This window comes from Shewanella algicola (genome assembly GCF_014648035.1).
In the GTDB taxonomy this organism is placed as follows: Bacteria; Pseudomonadota; Gammaproteobacteria; order Enterobacterales; family Shewanellaceae; genus Shewanella; species Shewanella algicola.
In genome coordinates this window covers 1-20,176 of record NZ_BMQI01000029.1, presented here as the reverse complement: position 1 = coordinate 20,176, position 20,176 = coordinate 1, and the positions used below count along the sequence as shown (strand labels likewise).

General features: G+C 40.9%; 19 protein-coding genes and 2 pseudogenes. 11 read left to right on the top strand and 10 right to left on the bottom strand.

The annotated features are described in order from the left end of the window. Positions 1-735: 735 nt before the first annotated feature. On the bottom strand, positions 736-1,335 hold the full coding sequence (locus IEY42_RS13250) for a short chain dehydrogenase (protein ID WP_188925678.1): 600 nt from the start codon (positions 1,333-1,335) through the stop codon (positions 736-738). Positions 1,336-1,522: 187 nt separating this feature from the next. Here IEY42_RS13250 and IEY42_RS13245 point away from each other — a divergent pair. Then, positions 1,523-2,419, top strand: a pseudogene (locus IEY42_RS13245) (LysR family transcriptional regulator). A 711-nt stretch (positions 2,420-3,130) separates the two neighbouring features. Here the strand turns inward: IEY42_RS13245 and IEY42_RS13240 are convergent. Together IEY42_RS13240 and IEY42_RS13235 are read right to left on the bottom strand one after the other, a co-directional pair. Further along, positions 3,131-3,454, bottom strand: a complete 324-nt coding sequence (locus IEY42_RS13240; RefSeq protein WP_188925677.1) for an Mpo1-like protein — start codon at positions 3,452-3,454, stop codon at positions 3,131-3,133. 81 nt (positions 3,455-3,535) lie between these two features. Beyond that, positions 3,536-4,189, bottom strand: a complete 654-nt coding sequence (locus tag IEY42_RS13235) for a GNAT family N-acetyltransferase (protein ID WP_188925676.1) — start codon at positions 4,187-4,189, stop codon at positions 3,536-3,538. Positions 4,190-4,370: 181 nt separating this feature from the next. Here IEY42_RS13235 and IEY42_RS13230 point away from each other — a divergent pair, with 181 nt between their 5' ends. After that, positions 4,371-4,601 (top strand): DUF2789 domain-containing protein, encoded by a 231-nt coding sequence (locus IEY42_RS13230; protein WP_188925675.1) that lies wholly within the window; start codon positions 4,371-4,373, stop codon positions 4,599-4,601. A 19-nt stretch (positions 4,602-4,620) separates the two neighbouring features. Here the strand turns inward: IEY42_RS13230 and IEY42_RS13225 are convergent, their stop codons facing one another. Next, complete coding sequence (locus IEY42_RS13225; RefSeq protein WP_188925674.1) at positions 4,621-5,004, bottom strand: DUF3192 domain-containing protein; 384 nt, start codon at positions 5,002-5,004, stop codon at positions 4,621-4,623. A gap of 157 nt (positions 5,005-5,161) precedes the next feature. Here IEY42_RS13225 and IEY42_RS13220 point away from each other — a divergent pair, with 157 nt between their 5' ends. Beyond that, a complete protein-coding gene (locus IEY42_RS13220; protein ID WP_188925673.1) occupies positions 5,162-5,515 on the top strand; it encodes a hypothetical protein in 354 nt (117 codons plus the stop codon). 3 nt (positions 5,516-5,518) lie between these two features. Continuing rightward, positions 5,519-6,292: a Zn-ribbon-containing protein gene (locus IEY42_RS13215; RefSeq protein WP_188925672.1), complete on the top strand. Its 774-nt coding sequence runs from the start codon at positions 5,519-5,521 to the stop codon at positions 6,290-6,292. An 86-nt stretch (positions 6,293-6,378) separates the two neighbouring features. On the opposite strand, the gene syd is transcribed toward IEY42_RS13215, so the two are convergent. After that, positions 6,379-7,032 carry a SecY-interacting protein gene (gene syd, locus IEY42_RS13210; RefSeq protein ID WP_188925671.1) on the bottom strand — a complete coding sequence of 218 codons (654 nt, stop codon included), beginning with the start codon at positions 7,030-7,032 and terminating at the stop codon, positions 6,379-6,381. A 54-nt stretch (positions 7,033-7,086) separates the two neighbouring features. Here syd and queF point away from each other — a divergent pair, with 54 nt between their 5' ends. Together queF and IEY42_RS13200 are read left to right on the top strand one after the other, a co-directional pair. Beyond that, a complete protein-coding gene (gene queF / locus IEY42_RS13205; protein ID WP_188925670.1) occupies positions 7,087-7,944 on the top strand; it encodes an NADPH-dependent 7-cyano-7-deazaguanine reductase QueF in 858 nt (285 codons plus the stop codon). Between the two features lie 306 nt (positions 7,945-8,250). Further along, positions 8,251-9,774 (top strand): S10 family peptidase, encoded by a 1,524-nt coding sequence (locus tag IEY42_RS13200; RefSeq protein WP_188925669.1) that lies wholly within the window; start codon positions 8,251-8,253, stop codon positions 9,772-9,774. A gap of 227 nt (positions 9,775-10,001) precedes the next feature. Here IEY42_RS13200 and IEY42_RS13195 read toward each other — a convergent pair whose 3' ends face one another. Next, positions 10,002-10,934 carry a LysR family transcriptional regulator gene (locus IEY42_RS13195; protein WP_188925668.1) on the bottom strand — a complete coding sequence of 311 codons (933 nt, stop codon included), beginning with the start codon at positions 10,932-10,934 and terminating at the stop codon, positions 10,002-10,004. 142 nt (positions 10,935-11,076) lie between these two features. Between IEY42_RS13195 and IEY42_RS13190 the strand changes: the two genes are divergently transcribed. After that, positions 11,077-13,068, top strand: coding sequence for an alkyl/aryl-sulfatase (locus IEY42_RS13190; protein WP_188925667.1), 1,992 nt, complete (start codon positions 11,077-11,079; stop codon positions 13,066-13,068). Positions 13,069-13,214: 146 nt separating this feature from the next. Here the strand turns inward: IEY42_RS13190 and IEY42_RS22670 are convergent, their stop codons facing one another. Then, on the bottom strand, positions 13,215-14,171 hold the full coding sequence (locus tag IEY42_RS22670) for a 4'-phosphopantetheinyl transferase family protein (RefSeq protein WP_188925666.1): 957 nt from the start codon (positions 14,169-14,171) through the stop codon (positions 13,215-13,217). A gap of 166 nt (positions 14,172-14,337) precedes the next feature. Between IEY42_RS22670 and IEY42_RS13180 the strand changes: the two genes are divergently transcribed. Next, a complete protein-coding gene (locus tag IEY42_RS13180) occupies positions 14,338-15,321 on the top strand; it encodes an FAD:protein FMN transferase (RefSeq protein ID WP_188925665.1) in 984 nt (327 codons plus the stop codon). Positions 15,322-15,323: 2 nt separating this feature from the next. On the opposite strand, the pseudogene IEY42_RS22665 reads toward IEY42_RS13180, so the two are convergent. Then, a pseudogene (locus tag IEY42_RS22665) lies at positions 15,324-15,395 on the bottom strand (transcriptional regulator); the annotation flags it as partial. 257 nt (positions 15,396-15,652) lie between these two features. Here IEY42_RS22665 and IEY42_RS13170 point away from each other — a divergent pair. From IEY42_RS13170 to IEY42_RS13160, 3 genes are read left to right on the top strand one after another with little or no spacing between them, the layout of a single operon-like run. Next, a complete protein-coding gene (locus IEY42_RS13170) occupies positions 15,653-16,954 on the top strand; it encodes an efflux RND transporter periplasmic adaptor subunit (RefSeq protein ID WP_188925664.1) in 1,302 nt (433 codons plus the stop codon). Then, positions 16,947-17,669, top strand: a complete 723-nt coding sequence (locus tag IEY42_RS13165) for an ABC transporter ATP-binding protein (RefSeq protein ID WP_308424987.1) — start codon at positions 16,947-16,949, stop codon at positions 17,667-17,669. The genes IEY42_RS13170 and IEY42_RS13165 overlap by 8 nt, the downstream gene beginning before the upstream one ends. Then, positions 17,669-18,874 (top strand): ABC transporter permease, encoded by a 1,206-nt coding sequence (locus IEY42_RS13160; protein WP_188925663.1) that lies wholly within the window; start codon positions 17,669-17,671, stop codon positions 18,872-18,874. The genes IEY42_RS13165 and IEY42_RS13160 overlap by 1 nt, the downstream gene beginning before the upstream one ends. 122 nt (positions 18,875-18,996) lie before the next feature. Here IEY42_RS13160 and IEY42_RS13155 read toward each other — a convergent pair whose 3' ends face one another. Continuing rightward, on the bottom strand, positions 18,997-19,344 hold the full coding sequence (locus IEY42_RS13155) for a hypothetical protein (RefSeq protein ID WP_188925662.1): 348 nt from the start codon (positions 19,342-19,344) through the stop codon (positions 18,997-18,999). Between the two features lie 257 nt (positions 19,345-19,601). After that, positions 19,602-20,105: a hypothetical protein gene (locus tag IEY42_RS13150; protein ID WP_188925661.1), complete on the bottom strand. Its 504-nt coding sequence runs from the start codon at positions 20,103-20,105 to the stop codon at positions 19,602-19,604. Between the last annotated feature and the right edge of the window lie 71 nt (positions 20,106-20,176).

The following is a 20,176-nucleotide window of genomic DNA, read 5'->3' as shown; positions in this document are numbered from 1 at the left end:
TGCTCTGTCCTAAGCGTGTCCTTGTATCATCCATGAAATCTTTACATATCCTGTCGCAAATCATTTGCTGAGTATTGTGCGTCCTGCAACATTATCATCCTAATAATGTTTAAAACCCGTTGTTCACTTTAAGCGTATAACGTGTTTTGCGTTTCATCCTGAAACAGTAATCCGTCCATAACATCCATTTGCTTGTGGTCATCTATGACCTATTTACTTCCTTGTGATTGTTCCGTCCTAGGAACAAGATAAATAATAGTTCATTTACCTCCACGTAAACAGGCCCTATCAAGTGAATAATTTAGCACCATAATCGCATAAAAAATAAAAGCACATAAAATTAATAACTTAGGATTTTTATAGATTATTTACTCAAAAATAAAGTGATTAATCTCACATTGCTTGTGAGATATATCTCACAAGGAGGCAGGCAAAAATGGCAGCGATCACGCTGCTTATTAACAAAAAACAACAAACAATACGGTGTGAGTATAATATTTGTACTTTAGGTTGTTGCGCTTGAACAAATAATCACTCCACTTGTTGAACAGGGTTTTGTTAAATAAACGTGAATAACCGATGGATAGCCATAACAGGTGATGAAGAGGGCGATGGGATTAATGAGTAAGACATTAGCGTTAAGCATAACCTACTCAAAAGCAAGCACCTAAATGGTTAAGCACTTGCTTTATGTAAAAGCTATTCAGAGTTAATTATTTACAACAGTGAACAAACTTAAATATAGTCTTTGGTGTCTAACGCAGCACCTGACACGTTTGTTTCAATGGCGACACGGTAAGCTTTTGCTGTGTCAGCAGCAGAAACCCCATCTGTACTGTCCATACCCATTAATTCCATGGTTTCTTTAACAAAATGCGGGCTCACGGTATTGGTTCGTAATGCATTCCCGAACTCCAAAGCGGCGGCTTTGGCAAATGAGTCTAATCCGGCATTCACCACACTGATTACTGATGAGCCGACCATTGGATGCTGGGCTAAATAACCAGAAGTCATGGTAAAGCTACCACCTTTACAAATGTACTTTTGCGCAACTTGAAATAATGCGATGTGGCCAATTAATTTATTATTTACTGTCATGACAATTTGCGCCTGGCTAAGCTCGGTGATTGGCGCAAAAGCAATGAGTCCGGTCGTTGAGATCACCGCGTCAACCTGGCCAATACTGGCAAATAACGCTTCTATTGAGGCGATGTCTTCAATATCAACCTGATAGTCACCGTTGTTATATCCCACCGAGATAACGTCATGGTCGTGTAATTCCTGTGCGACTGCTTTACCAATCATGCCTGTTGCGCCAATTAATACTATTTTCATCATAAATCCCACAAGTTTGCTGTTTAAGTAGGTTTATAGTACTGGTAACATATTTATCAATAAATATTACAACAAGAACAAGACTTGTGACTTTTTCTGAATAATAGTGAATAAGTAATCGTTTCAGAAGGATCGGTTCTAGGAAACAGTTCTTGTGAATAATGTCGAGTAATTGTAAAGGCAGTTAATGGATCTTCTAAAATCAATTCAGGTTTTTCAACAGGTAGCCAAACATCAAAGCTTTAGTCGTGCTGCTGATGAGTTAAACCTTGTGCCTTCGGCGGTCAGTCGACAAATTAGCGAACTTGAAAAATGGCTCGATATTCGTCTTATTAATCGTACGACTCGCACATTAAATCTAACCGATGACGGCCACGCCTATTTGGCCAAAATGGCGAGCATAATGACGCAAGTGGAAGATTTAAAATCCACAGCTCAACAAAGCCAGCATTTAACTGGTAGCATTAAACTCACCGCACCAATGATGATGGGGCAATATGTTTTGCCCAATGCGTTAGCCGAGTTTAAACGCCAGCATCCCCATATTCAGCTATCGTTGTCATTAGTTAATCGTAAAGTAGATTTAATAGAAGAAGGCTTTGATTTAGCGCTGCGGGTTGGACACCTCGCAGACTCAAGCATGATTGCACGCAGCATTGGCCAAATGCAGTTTAAAACCGTCGCAAGTTCAGGTTATCTAGCGTTGCGAGGTATACCTAATCATCCTAAATAATTATCTGAACATAACTGTTTAATCCACAGCGCCATTACAACCCCAAGAAAGTGGACATATCAAATAGAAGGAAAGCCGCAAACGGTAAAAGTGAATGGCGACACGGAGTCCAACGATTCATTATGCTTAAAAGCGTTTTCGGTGGCAGATCAGGGCATTACTCAATTACCCAGTTTTTATGTCGATAAGGATATTGCTAATCATAATTTGGTCGACATTTTATCGAATTTTGCTCCCGCACCGTTGCCGATAAATTTACTTTATCCATCGCAACGCCTAATCAGCCCTGCAATCAAAGCATTAATTGAATTTTTAGTCGACTTTTTGCGGCTGCATGCCGCCAGTCATTAAGATAATTACGAAGTAAGTTGATTTAAAACGATTGATTTTAAAGAATTTTAGGCTATAAAAGCAAAAAGGCACAACCTTAATAATAAGGTTGTGCCCGTAACGCTTTTTGTCAGCAATCCAGCTGAAATTGTGCTCCCTGCATCATCCATGTATACATGCATCCTGCATCCGTTTCCTTATGCCCATTTCCTTGATTCTTTGTAAACAAAGTATCTTATGAGTGTCATTCCATTGAACAGCCTATCCATCGACTGAGCATTCAATCCGTTGAGTCATCCTTGCTGCGTCCTGCAGTCCTATCCCTTTTTCCTTGTGTCGCTTGCGCTTCACCCTTCCTTGATTCGGTTATCCATTTACCGAGCTTATGCCTAGTTCCGTGGGCGTGTCCTGTGCATCATCCTTGAAATTCTGTACTAACAATCTACTTTAGCAATTGGTTTCAGCTCTCAAGCAAACTCACCTTTATTTCTCATCCTAAGAAAACCAGTTCGTTATTTGCTTTCGATGGGTACATTTTATCTAAAAAGCATTGCATGGAAAGTCACTAAAACTGACTGACATAAAAAATTCACATATCAAAAAACGTACTAAAACACGCAAACCACTGTTTAATATTAAATTTTAATCATAATCCATGCTAAATGCTGGCAACTAAAGATAAAATAACCTACATCAATGTAGGATAATGCTTACAAGAGTGTGAGCAAGGCTCTACTTTGCCCCAATAACGTTGCGCCACTGCCGTTTTAACATTTGTCCAAACATCACCCAATCTCCCCATAAACTGTACAGTGGATAGGTAAATGTTGCTGGGCGATTTTTTTCAAATATAAAGTGGCCTAACCAGGCAAAACCATAGCCAACAACCGGCAATAAAAGCAGTTGCCACCAATGTTGGTTAATAAGTGTATTGACAATAATAACTAAAATAATGGTGCTGCCAACATAGTGTAACCTTCGGCATACAGGGTCTTGATGTTGCGACAGGTAAAACGGATAAAACTCGGCAAAAGAGGTATAACGTTTGGGCTGCATAACTCACTCCATAATGTATCTAACTAACAACGGATAACAACAAGCCACCGTTGAGAATATTAGGTATTGACGGTCATCGGATTAAATCTGGCCTTGATTGGCTGCTTCTTGTTTGTTGTAAAATAAAATTTCACCATCAACCTGACCAATATTTACTTCTGCTAGGCTGATAAATCCTTGTTGGACAAACACAGCATGATGATAGGGGTGAGTCACAAATACACCAATACCATCTAGCCGTGGTTGTTCGTCGCACCAACTCAGTACCGCCTCGACTAATCGCGAACCGTAACCCTTTTTTTGCTCATTTGGGGCCAGGGCAATAAACTGTAAAATGCCGCATTTATCCGACGGAAGATGTTCTAATATACAGTTCTCTTTTTCCATTAATCCCTGGGTTGACTTCCAACCTGTGCCCATCACCATTTTTAAACGCCAGTGCCAATAGCGTGCCTCGCCTAAGGGGATTTGTTGTGTTATCACACAGGCCACACCGATGAGACGTTCTTGATCAAATAAGCCAATTAGCGCCTGTTCTTGTTGCCACAGTTCATTTAACTCTTCGCGGATCGCCGCGCGGAGTTTTTGTTCATATTGTTGAACATCTTGCTTACCCAACACCTCAATAAAATAAGGATCATCGTGGTAAGCGTTATATAGGATTGAGGCCGCCACACGTAAATCTTCAGCAGTTAAATACACTGCTCGTAAGGTTTCCAAGGTGTTATTGTCCATTATTGTTATTCCTTGTGTTATGACTCTTGTTAACTTAGCAAGTTAACAAGTTTGAAACAATCAACAAATTTTGTTTACCTTGTATAGCTGATAACTCGCTTTCTCGGCGAGTTCTTTGCAATTTTTGCGCTTAAGATTAATACTGAAATAATTACAATGAGTCACCTAGGGAGTCGTGAAAATGGATACAACAGAAAATGATTTAAGCCATTTATTTCAACAATTAGGGCTAGGCCATAAATCAGAAGACATTAATGAATTTGTTAGCCAGAATAAATTAGCTAAACACACCTTGTTAATTGATGCCCCGTGTTGGAGCTCTAGTCAGCGCGCATTTTTAAAAGAGGCATTAATGGAAGACGCCCAATGGTCGGAAGTCATCGACCAATTGGACGTCATGATGAGAGAATAGTACCAATAATTACATTAGCTTAAATTTGCTGATATGCCGTGTCACCCCAGCCCACTAAAAGGTTATCTCTAAACACCACTGGGGTGCACTCATCTTTAGTTGTTTTACCGTCACCTTTTGCCCACTGAGTACGATAAAATAAGACTTTTATTGCCTGGTCTGTATTATCTGAATTTGTTTTTGAATACGCTTCACTGAAATCGGCTGTGCCCATTAATGTCAACACTTGCTCGCTGGTCATGCCGAGTGCAAGGTTAGCCAATAAAGCACGGTTTTTATCTTGTTGTTCTTGCCAATACTCATGGCTTTTACCTGATTCATGATCGCCTACGCTGATCACACAGCCACTTAATCCCACTGACATTAGCGCCACGACACTTGCCGCAATAAGTTTTGATTTCATGTTGCATCCTTTTTGTTAAAATATAACCCGCATTGTGTTGTGATCCTTAAAGCTAGAATCATGCCAAAAAATAAAACATTGAATTAATTAGTTTTTACCTTTTAGTTCTGCAACAGTAGTGATTCTGATTACCAAAAATTAAGGAATTTAACTAACAATGAGTCCAATTGAACAAGTGTTAGCCGCAGCCAAGTCCATTGCCATAAATGGCCATACACCGAGCTTAGCGTTAATAAAAGGACGTTTAGGCAGTCGTTTGCCGATGCCAGTGCTGATCCAGGGGCTACAACAATTTAAAGCTTTGCCAAAATCGGAATGGCAAAACTTACCTGAATTAGCCGATATTCCAGCACCTGAAACCCCAAGTGATGAGCTAGCCAATCCGATTTTGCAATTGCAGCAACAAGTCGACACCATGCAGCAACTGATTAACCAACTCAACAGCCGTGTGAATGAACTTGAGCAACAAGTTAACCAACATTTGCCAACCATTTCCCCTAAGGCCGAATAATCCATGTTTGTTTTTGAACTTCGCTTTGAATGCTTTGCCGACACCACCATTGATGCCGCCGAAAAAGCCATTAACGGCTTACTCGAGGCGCTGCGCGCTAATGGACAAATACTGGGGCGTGAGTTCGCGGTCGCGTTTAATGATGGTGAGTTTAAAGTTCGCTTGTTATTGCCAGAAAAAACCAGCCTAGCCAATCGTTATAACAGCCCGTGGGTAAAAGTGGCATTAACAGAGCTGACACAAGCCAAGCTACTAGCGCCAAGAGAGAAGTTTATTGGGCAGGACATTAACTCTGAAGTAAGTAATACCGACACGCCGTCTTGGCAATTGTTATATACTAGCTACGTGCACATGTGCTCGCCACTGCGCAGTGGTGACAATTTATTACCTATTCCGCTGTATCAACTACCAGCCACCTTCAATGGCGACCATAAACGTATCATTAAATGGCAAACCGAATGGCAAGCCTGTGATGAACTGCAAATGGCAGCAGCCACTAAAGCAGAATTTGCCGCATTAGATGAAATTACTCGGGCAGACAGTGACTTATTTAGACGTGGATGGGACTTACGTGGGCGGATTGAGTACCTAACGAAGATACCCACTTACTATTATTTATATCGCGTGGGCGGAGAGTCATTACAAACAGAGCTCGCCCGCCCTTGCCCGCGCTGCGGCTCACATGATTGGAAGCTCGAACAACCGTTATTAGACATGTTTCACTTTAGGTGTGAGCCTTGCCGCATTGTGTCTAACTTATCTTGGGATCATCAATAAATCGAATGAACATGAAAACGCATCACACTTTAATATGCATATGATTATACAGCGTGATGCAGATATTCAATTGCAATGAACATTAACTAATGATGTTTACCACGTAACATATTCCACATCATTTTCATCCGCTGCCAAATACCAGGGTGCTCAACAATTGGCGCACTCTCTTCAACGGGCTTTTGTGGAGGTTTGATCATTGGCGAAATAATCTGTAAAAAATCGGTTAATGACTCGGCTAATTTTGTGCGTTGTTTTTCACCCGGAATTTCAATCCACACACTGCCATCGTCATTATTAACGGTGAGCATTTCATCGCCCTCACCTAGCACGCCAATAAACCAAGTTGCCGGTTGTTTGAGCTTTTTCTTCATGATCAAATGACCAATTACATTTTGTTGCAAAATTTCAAAGTCATCTTGGTTCCACACTTGCAATAACTCACCATCACCAAATGGTGCGGTAAACTGCAATGGCGCAGAAAAATACTCACCATAAAATGCATGAATATCTTGGTGTAGTTGAATATTTAATGCATGCTCTACATTATTAAAGTCAGCCACATCGTCACGTTTAACCGGCTGCCAAAACACAGTATCATCACAGCCAGGTTTAAAGGCCCCTTGAATACATATTGAGTCTTCGCCCAAAGGATAATAGCGCGGAAATTCAGACAAGGTATCTTGGTAAGATTTAAGATAGCTATTTATAAAGTTTTCTAATGCAGATGAACAAGACACTTAAGCCACTCGTAGTTTATAATAAAACCATATTTTGACACGGAAACCGATTAGATGACACACAATCACGACCCTTATAGTGATGCTGATGCACTTAAAGGCCTAACCTTAGGTCATGCAACTGTATATCAAGCTGAGTATGACGCGTCACTGCTGCAAGGGGTTCCACGCAAACTTAATCGAGATGCAATTGCATTAAGTGGTGATTTACCTTTCCATGGTACTGACATTTGGACAGGCTATGAGTTGTCGTGGCTAAACGCCAAAGGCAAGCCAGTTGTGGCGTTATTAGAAGTGCAACTGGATATCAATAGCGCCAACCTGATTGAATCAAAATCGTTTAAATTGTACTTAAATAGCTTTAACCAAACTAAGTTTGATAACGTTGAAGACGTGCAAGACACCTTAAGCCGCGATTTAGCACTGTGCGCCGACGGCGATGTTAGCGTTAAAGTCATTGAGCCTAAGCATTTTAACCTTGAACGTATTGTCGACCTACCCGGCACCTGTATTGACGATTTAGACATCGAAGTCACCGAGTACGAGTTTAATCCAGACCATTTAGTTGGCAGTACAGATCCTGACAAAAATGTCGCCGAAACTCTTAACTCAAACTTATTAAAGTCTAACTGCTTAATTACCTCACAACCTGACTGGGGCAGTGTGATGATACGCTATCAGGGCCCTAAGATTGATCGTGAAAAACTGCTGCGCTATTTGATTTCTTTCCGTCAGCATAATGAGTTTCACGAGCAGTGCGTTGAGCGTATTTTTGTCGACCTAAAAAAATACTGCCAATGCACTAAGTTAACCGTGTATGCACGTTACACTCGTCGTGGCGGCTTAGACATTAACCCCTACCGCAGTGATTTTGAAAACCCGCCAGAGTCAAACAGGTTAGCCAGACAGTAATTTGATAGTAAACTATCTCAATATACACCAAGCCTTTATCAATCGATAAAGGCTTTTTATTAATCATTGATTTAAAATAATTAATACACTCAAATATGGCCACACCATTTTCGCTTTTATCAGGCGATGATAGAACAATAAAGGTAGCAATTTGTGCTCGTAACCATTTTGTCACTCTCATTTTAATTGTAATTCAATAAAGCACAATTGTTTACAATATAGGCTCATTTACCAGCCCCTTTTGCATAATCCTTATGATAATCTGCTAAGTATTCAGTAATAACCCTATACCTAATAAGACCTCTTATGCTCCATTATTTATTCAAAACAAGTGTCATTGTGCTTTGCCTGCAAAGTTTTTGTATTTCATCAACGACTTTTGCCGACGAAATGAGACAATCCCTTATCGATGAAAAAGTGATCACCGAACATCGAACACAAATCAACGAAAAAACGATACCTTATCGTGCGACCACAGGGACTCAACCAGTATGGGATGACGAAGGTCACCCCACCGCAACCTTATTTTATACTTACTACCAGCGCACTGATGTTAAAGACAATAGCAAAAGACCATTAATTATTTCATTTAATGGTGGCCCAGGTTCTGCTTCGGTATGGATGCACATTGCTTACACGGGACCTAAAGTATTAAATATCGACGACGAAGGTTACCCACTGCAACCGTATGGTGTTAAAAGTAACAACTATTCAATATTAGATATCGCAGACATCGTATATGTAAACCCAGTCAATACTGGCTACTCAAGAGTATTACCGAATGTTGAAGGGAAAATGCCATCAAAAGACGAACAACAGAAAATGTTCTTTGGCGTAAACGCCGATATTAAATATCTAGCGGAATGGGTGACAACATTTGTGACTCGCAATGAACGCTGGCGCTCGCCTAAATATTTAATCGGCGAAAGTTACGGCACTGCCCGCGTTTCCGGTTTAGCTTTAGAGCTGCAAAAAAACCAGTGGATGTACCCTAACGGGGTTATTTTAGTTTCACCAACAGATCTCGGCATTGAACGAAACGGACCAGTTAAAGCCGCCAACCGCTTACCCTATTTTGCCGCTGCAGCTTGGTACCACAAGGCACTTGGGGAAGATTTACAACAACAAGATTTAAGCCCACTATTGGCCGAAGTGGAACAATTTACTTTAAATCAATATTTACCTGCGCTCGCTAAAGGTAGCTTTATTGAAGCAGAAGAAAAACAACGTGTTGCGGAGCAAGTCGCCCAATATTCAGGACTGAGTGTCACTGAAGTGCTGCAAAGTAATTTAGATATTGATACCAAGTATTTCTGGAAAACACTTCTGCGTGACCGCCAACAAACCATTGGCCGTTTAGACTCGCGTTATATTGGTATCGACGAAAAAAGTGTGGGTGGAAAACCTGATTACAATCCAGAGCTGGCATCTTGGTTACACAGCTTTACCCCGGCAATTAATGATTACCTTCGCACTGAACTAAACTATAAAACAGACCTAAAATATAATATGTTCGGCCCTGTTCATCCATGGGATAGAAGTAAAAACAATACTGGTGCAAACTTACGTTTAGCGATGGCGCAAAATCCATACCTTAATGTGATGATTCAATCTGGTTATTATGATGGAGCCACCAATTACTTTGATGCAAAGTACACCATGTGGCAACTTGACCGGAGTGGGTTAATAAAAGATAGGTTGTCATTCAAAGGTTATCGCAGTGGTCATATGATGTATCTACGACATGATGACTTAAAGCAATCAAACCATGACTTACGTGAATTTATTCAGTCAACACTACCGAAAACAGACCAACCTGCAAAATACTAACCTGTTGTAGCGTTAATAAATTGCGCCAACGATATTATCATCGTTGGCGTTTTTATTGGTTCTGTCGACTGAGATTGGATTGGAGTGCACCACAACATAAACTGAATTGTAGGCTCGATTTAAACGTCCAAAGCAAACTTCCATTGTTGCAAGTCATCATCTGTAACGGTAAATTTCGAATCGTTATTAGAAACTAAAGCCCTAAGTTAAATTTAGGCTGTTTTTTATCAAGCAACATATGCTTCTTTCATTAATGTTTCAATGGTTTGTCTGAGCCAAATACACGACTTATCTTGCGCATGTTTGCTGGGCCAAATGCTGAATAGCTCAATCGGGCGGGTATCAAATGGCAATTCAATGATGTTGAGTTTAAATAACTCAGCATAATTTTTGGTAAATGCATAAGGTGCAATAGCAATCGCATTAGACTTACTGATCAGCGACAACATACTCAGTAACGATGACTGTTCACAGTATAGTGTTCTATCTGGTAATGGGTCATTAGAAATGATATCTGCAACACGCATATTGTCACGATGAAAGCGATACATTACATGTTCTGCAGCAAAGTAATCTTCACGACTAATGCAATCATGTATCTGCGGATGCTGTTGACGGACAACACAAATAATCCGCTCTTGTGCGACCTTTTGAAAACTAAACGTTTTAAGTTTTGGCGGTACAATATCTATCACCAAATCCACCTTTTGCATTTGCAAGTCTTGATATTGAGCTTCTTCAAGCACGGGAGAATCTCGAAATACCACCCTCACCGAAAAGTGAGCTAACGCCTTATCCAAATGAGGCTGAAGTAAATCTATCACCGCTTCATTTGCATAAATGCTAAATACTCGTTTAGAAGTATAAGGATCAAACTCACTGACTCCCATCAATGTCTGCTCTATAGCATCGAGCATAGGTTGAACCGAATTGAAGATATGTAACCCTACTGCTGTCGGCTCAATACCACGACCAATTCGAATAAATAACTCACAATCTAATGCCATTTTAAGTCTATTTATCGCATTACTCACCGATGATTGCGTTAATGCTAATTGTTCGGCCGCACGAGTAATAGATGATTGCTGACATACGACACAAAATACCCGCAATAAATTTAAGTCTAAAGTCGCTAATTTATGGTTCACTTCATCATTCATATACTTATTCCACCACGGCAAATACATTTATAATATGAATGTATTATAACAATTTAGCCATAGTTATCTTTCGGTATTTATTGTCTAAGATAGGTTCATCAAATTTAAAACCTACATTTTTATTTTAACGAGGAATACCATCATGAAAAAATCAACCATTGCCCTATCAATGATAACAATATTGTCGCTAAATGCATTTGCCGCCCAACACGAGCACGACCATCTAACGGTCGACTATCACGGTAAAGCAGCAACACCGGCTACTGTTGCCCATAATGCAGCCTTAACAAAAAGCCTTAAGTTTGACGACAAGGTTGCTTTTGAGCGCTTTAGTAAAAACCAAATTGCAGAATTTGATCAAGCGACAGCAGATATTTTGCGTGCAGAATTTAGCTTTATCAGTGAACAGTTTCCAGACTCAGTTAACCCATCACTTTACCGCCAAGCACAACTCAATATGGTGCCAAACGGTTTATATAAAGTGACTGATGGTATCTACCAAGTTCGTGGCACTGACTTATCTAATATGACCTTGATCCGTGGAGAAACAGGTTGGATTGTTTATGATGTACTGCTCACAAAAGAAGCCGCAGAGCAATCAATAAAATTTGCTTTTGAACACTTACCTGAAGGTAAAAATTTACCCATTGTTGCAATGATTTACTCTCACAGTCATGCAGATCACTTTGGTGGCGCGCGCGGTGTTCAAAACTTATATCCTGACGTGAAAGTTTATGGTTCACATAATATTACCACCGAAATTGTCGATGAAAATGTCCTTGCCGGTAATGCAATGAGTCGCCGAGCGGGTTATCAATATGGCGCCACATTGGGTAAACACGATCACGGTATTGTCGATGCGGCCTTGGCAAAAGGCTTATCAAAAGGTGAAATTACCTATGTAAAACCAGATTACGAACTCAACCAACAAGGTAAATGGGAAACGTTAACGATCGACGGGCTAGAAATGGTATTTATGGATGCCTCTGGTACTGAAGCAGCCAGCGAAATGGTGACTTATATACCGTCAATGAAAGCATTATGGACGGGAGAGCTAACCTATGACGGTATGCATAACATTTATACATTACGTGGTGCCAAAGTGCGTGATGCCTTAAAGTGGTCAAAAGACATTAACCAAATGGTCAATGCATTTGGTCAAGATGTTGAAGTATTATTTGCATCACATTCTGCACCAGTTTGGGGTAATAGTGAAATTAATCAATACCTTAAAATGCAGCGCGACAACTATGGTTTAGTGCATAACCAATCATTACGTTTAGCCAACCAAGGTGTGGTGATACAAGATATTGGTGATGCCATCATGGACACGATTCCGCAACAGGTCAAAGACACCTGGTATACCAATGGCTATCACGGCACCTACAGTCACAACGCCAAAGCGGTTTACAATATGTATTTGGGTTACTTTGACATGAATCCAGCCAACTTAAACCCTCTGCCAACTCAGCAAGAAGCGACTAAATTTGTCGAATACATGGGTGGAGCCAATAATATTGTTAAAAAGGCTAAAGCTGACTTCAATCAAGGTGAGTATCGCTTTGTCGCAACGGCGCTCAATAAAGTGGTGATGGCAGACCCAAGTAATGAACATGCTCGCGATTTATTAGCAGACACCTATGAACAACTGGGTTATCAAGCTGAAGGCGCTGGTTGGAGAAACATTTACCTTACTGGTGCCCAAGAGTTGCGCATTGGTATTCAACCTGGCGCACCTAAATCGGCCTCTGCTGATGTATTAAGCGAAATGGATATGACCACATTGTTTGACTTTTTAGCCGTCAAAGTCGACAGTATTGCAGCAGACAAGTTAGGCAATATCAGTTTAAATGTGGTCACTCAAGCGACAAAAACAACACCTGAAACTACCGTGTTTGTTGAACTAAGTCATGGCAACCTCAATAACATTGTGGTCGAAAAAGCTAAAACGGCAGACGCTACATTAACCGTCGACAAAGACGATATTGTTAATGTGTTATTAGGTAAAACATCACTTAAACAACTACTTGAGAAAGGCAAAGCCAGTATGACAGGTGACCAACAAGCCTTTGGCAAAATAGCCTCCACCTTAGTGCAATTTGATGAAAGCTTTGCCATCGTCCCTTTAAAGTAAACGTTAGCAGTAAAACAGTTGCGAATTACAACTCACATGTTTCGTCACTTAATTCAGCCGAAGCGATGCTTCGGCTGAATGGCTTCTCGCATATTATGCCTGATGCTTTATAGATGATTCTTTATAGAGAACTTACGATCAGCGACCTAAGCATTCGCATCGGCCAATAATTGTGCCAGTGACAATTGATAAACCATTAATGCACTATCGTCATCGTCAGCTCTCGTCAACTCTAGTCCAATATCTTGTTTATTTACGCCTAAAGTGATGGCAAAACGATATTGTTGATCAAGCCGGCCCAATTGCGTTTGCCATGCCACCGTATTGGCAATATCTGAAACATCGGTAAAGTTAAGCTTAACCCCTTGATGTAACACAATTGATTGCTCAACCTTGCCTTTCAACTGCACGTGCCCTTCATTAAATTCACTAAAATCAACGGCAAAAGATTTAAGTGACAAGGCTAAACCTAGCCCACGCGCTTTAATGTAAGACTCTTTTACCGCCCATAAATCAAAGAAACGTTGCCGCTGCTGCTCAATGGGTAACTGCAACAATGTGTCGGTTTCAGCCTGGGTAAAATAGTGATTTAAAATCGGCACAATATCGGTACTGCTGCGCTCACGCTCAATATCGACACCAAAAAACAGAGAGGGAAGAAGCTCAGATTGAGTGCTTTGGGTTAACTCAACACTACGCTCAGACGTAAGGTTAACGTTATGCTGACTGCTCGCCACTTCAATCACGCCAATCATTAACCACTGACCACTGTGACTTAAATTGAAATGTAATCCGGTTTGCGCACACAAATCATGGCTTAATGCCGGTTTGCCTTTAGCGCCATAAATAAACTGCCACTGTGTAGGCTCAATATCGCTATGGCGCGATAATATCGCTCTTAATGCCAGTCTAACTTGCAGGGCATTATTACGCGCCGACAGGCTTTTATAACGGGCAACTTTTGCCTCTTCGTCTTCGCTTAACCAACCCAGGGCTAATCCAGCATCAAAGTCTGCAGGGGCAAGTTCATCATCAAGTGGCACAAAGTAAATATGCGGTTTTATGGATGGATAACATTGATTTACATCAGCAATAATGGGCATTAAAACAACAAAACTCGAGTAGACGATAATAAGGCTAAATTACCGTAATATGTGCTGTTCAGCGAGTAATTTGTCTGTGTAGACGGTTATTTTCACCTAAGCGGTTGCCGAACGATGTCATTTAATCAACAATCAGCACTATCGTATTAGAGAAAACAGAAGATCCATGGGTAAATTCAGCGCCGTTATTGTCATTATGTTGTTTGCATTTAATTCGCACTCGGCCTTTGCCCAGTGGCACCAAAAGAGCTTCCATGTCATGGGAACCTTAGCTCATGTTGAATTTTGGTTAGACGATGACGCTACAAAAGCAACAGCAGATAAGCTCATTGTGGCGGTTGAACAAGAGATGCAGCGCATTGATCAAACCATGAGCCCTTATATCGCCACCAGCGAACTGAGTGTTATAAACCGAGATGCGGCCACCCGCCCTGTTATTGTTAGCCAGGAATTATTTGATTTACTCACCGATGCGCACGACATTGCAGTATTAACCCATGGCATGTTTGACATCACTTATGCCTCTATCGGTTATCAATACAATTACCGCAAGCATCAAAAACCCAATCAAGCTGCAATCAAACAAGCGTTAACCGCCATTAATTATCAAACGGTTATCTTAGATAAACCGAGCTTATCCGTTAAATTTACCGATGCTGATGTTAAAATCGATTTGGGCGGTATAGCCAAAGGCCATGCGGTTAAAAACTGTATCGCCATTCTTAAGAAAGCCGGCATTGAACATGCACTCATTAGCGCTGGCGGCGACACCACGTTACTTGGCGATCGTATCGGTCGCCCGTGGTTTGTTGGCATTAAACACCCTCGCGCCGAAGAGAAAACCGCAGTGCAATTACCTCTGAGTAACGAATCGATATCCACATCTGGCGATTATGAGCGTTATTTCATCGAAGACGGCGTGCGTTATCATCACATCATTAACCCCAAAACCGGCGACTCGGCCCGCAATGTGGTGAGTGTATCGATTATTGGTAAAAACCCAACTTACGTAGACGCCCTCTCCACCGCCATTTTTGTGATGGGATTACAACAAGGCATGGCGCTAATCAATGAGTTACCTGAATACGAAGCCATCATTATCGATAACCAACAAACCCTGCATGTATCAACGGGATTACAACAAGATTGATGCTATAGCTCTGCCTTGTGCGTGAGAGTTTCTGGATGGCGCTGTACTAATTTCAAAAGAGTAATTGCTTGCCCTGCTCCCTTGCTCCCAGTTCCTTCCTAAAAGAGCCACCCATTTTCCTAAAAAAACCATATATGGCCATGCTCTATCTTTAGCCCATTCAACACAGTGTTATATTCTAATAATTCTCGCTAAGTTGATTCAGATCACATTGCCTTTTTTTCTAATCATTACACTGATTAATATAATCCCAAGAAAGCCTTGGGCTATTTATTAAAGAAAAGGTCACCAGCCTTAATAGAGATAATGCAACCCAATCGAGGTGTGCTATATGGTATCTACACCGCAAAAATCTAGCACAAATCAAAAAAATGATATTCGTAAAACGTTAGGTCTAGATGAGTCGACTAAACACCATAACACTTTCCGTAAATATTTTTGGTTCGCTGGAATAATAGTGGTTATCGCTATTTTGTCATGGCAATTTTTAGCCAATGGTCAGTCTCAAACCACACAATACAAAACGACTAACGTAAGTAAAGGTTCATTAAATATTACGGTTACGGCTACGGGGACATTACAACCGGTCAATCAAGTTGAAGTAGGATCTGAAATTTCTGGAACCATTAAAACGGTATTAGTTGATTTCAATGATTATGTAGAAAAAGGCCAGATACTTGCTCGCATGAACACCGATCAATTAGAAGCTAAAGTTAGCCAAGCAAGGGCATCGCTAGATTCTGCAAAAGCTCAAGTTAAGCAAATAGAAGCCACCATTGTAGAAACTCAAAAAGCCTTAACTCGTTATCGTCAATTAGTTAAAAAAGACTTGTATTCAGTGCAAGAATTAGACGTATCACAAGCATCATACGACCGAGCGATCGCTAACCTTGCCAGTGCTAAAGCATTAGTCGCTCAATCGCAAGCCGCACTGGATGCTGAATTAACCACTTTGGCAAAAGCGACCATACATTCTCCCATTGATGGCATAGTATTAATTCGTGATGTTGAGCCAGGGCAAACTATGGCCGCGTCGTTCCAAACCCCGGTGATGTTTACTCTCGCCGAAAACCTCACTCAAATGGAATTACATGTAGATGTAGATGAAGCTGATGTAGGGCAAATTAACGTAGGGCAAAAAGCATTATTTACAGTAGATGCATATGCAAACAGAAACTTTCCCGCGACAATAACTGATGTGCATTTTGCCTCGCAAACAATAGATGGCGTGGTGACATATGAAACCGTTTTACGCGTTGATAATTCTGATTTATTACTGCGTCCAGGAATGACGGCAACCGCAGATATTCTCGTAAAACAAATTAAAGATTCATTATTGGTGCCTAATGCCGCACTGCGCTTTAAACCATCAAATGAGGAAACACAATCCAGTAACAACGGCGGCTTTATGAAAAGTATCATGCCTCGACCACCCAGTATCTCCAAAACTAAAGTCGAAAGTAATGATACAGATAACCTTCAACAGCACGTGTGGACACTTCGTGATAATCAACCAATCGCGATTAATGTTACAACTGGATCAACCAATGGTATCAATACCGAAATAATCAGCGGTGACCTTAAAGCCGATATGCCATTGATCATCGATACAATCAGTACTAAAAGTGAGTAATGCTATCGTCAGTCATCAATCCCCTCTCATTGAGTTAAGAGAAGTATATAAGGTATACGGAACTGGCCAAGCAAAAATGCAAGCTTTAGCAGGAGTCAATTTAACCATTAACCGTGGTGATTTTGTTGCCGTGATGGGTCCAAGTGGCTCAGGTAAATCGACCTGTATGAATGTATTAGGTTGCCTAGATACTCCCACATCAGGTCAATATCTGTTTGATGGAATAGATGTCGGCACATTAAGTCGCGATCAATTAGCACTTTTAAGACGCAATTACCTTGGGTTTATCTTTCAGGGATTCAACTTACTCAATAGAACATCCGCATTAGAAAATGTCGAATTACCATTAATCTATCGAGGTTTGCCTGCAGGCGAGCGCCGTGAGCGAGCATTAAATGCATTAAATGTCGTGGGTTTGAGTGGTTGGGCTCATCACACGCCAGGTGAATTGTCTGGTGGTCAACAGCAACGCGTGGCGATTGCACGAGCAATTGTGACTCAACCAGCGGTGTTATTAGCAGACGAACCAACCGGTAACCTAGATTCTTCCCGTAGCCGAGAAATCATGGAGTTATTAAGTTCATTTAATAGTGAGTTGGATATTACGGTTGTTATGGTCACTCACGAGCCTGACATGGCGGCCTTTGCCAAACGACAGATCCACTTCCTCGATGGGCAGGTTGTCAGAGATGATGACAACGGAGGAGCTCACTAATGTTATGGAATGCTGTGTTACTGGCTATGCGAGAAATACGCCGTAATCTTATGCGCTCATTCCTTACTGTGTTAGGTATTGTTATCGGTGTTGCTGCGGTGATTATTATGGTCACCATTGGTGGCGGCGCAACCTTACAGGTGACAGAACAAGTCGCTAGCCTTGGCAGTAATCTGTTATTAGTCTCACCGGGACAGAGAATGGGGATGGGACAACGCTCATCGGCCTCTGCATTTCGTTTGGCTGATGCAGAGGCAATTGCTCGAGAGATTAACAATATCAATGCAGTCGCTCCCTCTTCATCGCAAGGTGCTACCGTGGTGTACGGTAATGAAAACTGGAGCACCAGTATTATGGGCTCCACCAACCAGTTTTTTGTGGCTGGTAACTGGATTTTTGAAGCTGGGCGCGCATTTACCCAAAGTGAATTACGCGCGGGTAAAGCCATATGCGTTATCGGCGAAAGCGTTCGTAAAGAATTGTTTGGTAGTCAAAATCCTTTAGGTCAAAAAATTCGATTAGAAAAATTTTCCTGTGAAATTATCGGGCTATTGAATGCCAAAGGACAGTCTACCATGGGGACGGATCAAGACGATTTAGTGGTGATACCCCTGCGGACTTTTCAGCGACGTTTATCCGGTAATCAAGATATTAAACTGATTCAAATTTCAGTTAACGATGGCGAGTCAACACAAAAAGTAAAACAAGCTATCGGCGAATTATTGCGTGAACGGCGCCACATTGCGACTAATGAAGAAGACGACTTTACCGTCATGGATATGAAAGAAATATCTAATATGTTAAGCGGTATAACTAAAGTATTAACCACGTTATTGGGTGCTGTAGCAGCAGTGAGTTTACTGGTAGGCGGCATTGGTATTATGAATATCATGTTGGTATCCGTCACCGAACGCACGCGGGAAATTGGTATTCGTCTTGCTATTGGCGCCATGGAACGGGAAGTACTGTTACAGTTTTTGGTCGAAGCTGTAATGTTGTCATCATTAGGCGGCATTATTGGGATTATACTGGCATTAATTGGATCGGTTACGCTGGCAAACTTAATGGGCGTTCCTTTTGTATTTAATCTAAGCATTGTCGCCATATCTTTTTTATTTTCAGCCGCTGTAGGCGTTATTTTTGGCTACTTCCCTGCTCGTAAGGCCGCACAACTCGATCCTATAGAAGCCTTACGCCATGAATAGACTTTTTAAAATATAGCCTATACAAAAACTGTGTTGGTACAGTTGGGGTGGGTAGCCATGTTATAATAATGTTCTACTACGCGGCCTATCCTTATTAGTTATATGCGTTTTCAACGGATTATTTAAGCACTTCTGATATCGATATGTCTAATTATCCCATCACGAATTACGACATACTCTATACCTGAAAACTGAATTAATTCATTTACCTTATTCAAACCAGAAAAATCAAACTCAAAACGTATTACACCCGACTTTACTTCTTCAACAGTTGTAACTTCCCAGTGGAGTTTTTGATAAGAGCCATGATGCGCCTTTTGCATCGACATGATATTTTTAACGCCAATAAAGTAATCTAAGTTGCGTGTACAAAAAGTTGATTTCTCGTCAAATAATGTTGCAATCGCTGTAAAATCACTCGTATTAGACAAGTCAAAATAATACTTTGCCAATTCTAATTCTTTAGACATATTAATTTATTCCTACAATATTAAGACCCAAAAACAGCAATAATAGTACTAAAAAAGGGGGAGATAGTGCTTTATTACCTTGATAGTATATAACGCTTTTGTTGTGGGGTGGTGAAACGCAGCGAGGAACGAGCGAGGTTTCACCGCACCAGCACCGCAAGTAAGCACACCAACTGTTTGTTAAGTGCTTTTAACGAATACCAACACCAATTATCGTGGATGGTATAGTTAATTATCGTGGGTGGCATAGTTAATTGTTACCTTAAACGGCAAAAACTTTCTGGTGCTTGGATATAAGCTGCTGATGACTTAATTGAGTCATTAACAGTGTTAACAAGTTTCCTTAATATTTTTGGCGTTGGTTCGTTGAAATTTGAACAATTGCATGGCCAAGACACTTTATGACTTTTATTGCCAATTTTTAAATACAAAGCCGTTGTTGAACAAGGTGCGCAAATATCAATTCTTTCGATGTCCTCTTGTATAAAAGGCATCGGTGCTAATGGGTGAGTGATAGTGCTAGGAAGTTCAAAAAAGTTAATTGTTTGAGCTTCATTAACAATTCTTTCAATTTGAGCTCTAGAGAATTTGATATCCCCTGAGTAATCTAGGTTGCCATTGCACAATTGTTTGTTATAAATTTTTGTAGTTGAAACATACGATTCAAAAACGCTATATGATCCTAACTCAAAGCTTTTTGTTTGCTGTTTCGACGAACACCCAAGTAATATGAGTATTAGCAGAATGTAAATAAACTTCATTGGTAACCATCGTGGTAGAGCGGGCCATTACTGACCCGACCCCACACAGATCCGGACGTGCGGAACTACCG

Bases quoted from the DNA above. Each gene is read 5' to 3' on its own strand.
- IEY42_RS13200 (WP_188925669.1), top strand. From the start codon at position 8,251: ATGCTCCATTATTTATTCAAAACAAGTGTCATTGTGCTTTGCCTGCAA.
- IEY42_RS13195 (WP_188925668.1), bottom strand. From the start codon at position 10,934: ATGAATGATGAAGTGAACCATAAATTAGCGACTTTAGACTTAAATTTA.
- IEY42_RS13170 (WP_188925664.1), top strand. From the start codon at position 15,653: ATGGTATCTACACCGCAAAAATCTAGCACAAATCAAAAAAATGATATT.
- IEY42_RS13235 (WP_188925676.1), bottom strand. From the start codon at position 4,189: ATGGACAATAACACCTTGGAAACCTTACGAGCAGTGTATTTAACTGCT.
- IEY42_RS13220 (WP_188925673.1), top strand. From the start codon at position 5,162: ATGAGTCCAATTGAACAAGTGTTAGCCGCAGCCAAGTCCATTGCCATA.
- IEY42_RS13215 (WP_188925672.1), top strand. From the start codon at position 5,519: ATGTTTGTTTTTGAACTTCGCTTTGAATGCTTTGCCGACACCACCATT.
- IEY42_RS13155 (WP_188925662.1), bottom strand. From the start codon at position 19,344: ATGTCTAAAGAATTAGAATTGGCAAAGTATTATTTTGACTTGTCTAAT.
- IEY42_RS13160 (WP_188925663.1), top strand. From the start codon at position 17,669: ATGTTATGGAATGCTGTGTTACTGGCTATGCGAGAAATACGCCGTAAT.
- IEY42_RS13225 (WP_188925674.1), bottom strand. From the start codon at position 5,004: ATGAAATCAAAACTTATTGCGGCAAGTGTCGTGGCGCTAATGTCAGTG.
- IEY42_RS13190 (WP_188925667.1), top strand. From the start codon at position 11,077: ATGAAAAAATCAACCATTGCCCTATCAATGATAACAATATTGTCGCTA.
- IEY42_RS13250 (WP_188925678.1), bottom strand. From the start codon at position 1,335: ATGAAAATAGTATTAATTGGCGCAACAGGCATGATTGGTAAAGCAGTC.
- queF (WP_188925670.1), top strand. From the start codon at position 7,087: ATGACACACAATCACGACCCTTATAGTGATGCTGATGCACTTAAAGGC.
- IEY42_RS13230 (WP_188925675.1), top strand. From the start codon at position 4,371: ATGGATACAACAGAAAATGATTTAAGCCATTTATTTCAACAATTAGGG.
- IEY42_RS22670 (WP_188925666.1), bottom strand. From the start codon at position 14,171: ATGCCCATTATTGCTGATGTAAATCAATGTTATCCATCCATAAAACCG.
- IEY42_RS13180 (WP_188925665.1), top strand. From the start codon at position 14,338: ATGGGTAAATTCAGCGCCGTTATTGTCATTATGTTGTTTGCATTTAAT.
- IEY42_RS13150 (WP_188925661.1), bottom strand. From the start codon at position 20,105: ATGAAGTTTATTTACATTCTGCTAATACTCATATTACTTGGGTGTTCG.
- IEY42_RS13240 (WP_188925677.1), bottom strand. From the start codon at position 3,454: ATGCAGCCCAAACGTTATACCTCTTTTGCCGAGTTTTATCCGTTTTAC.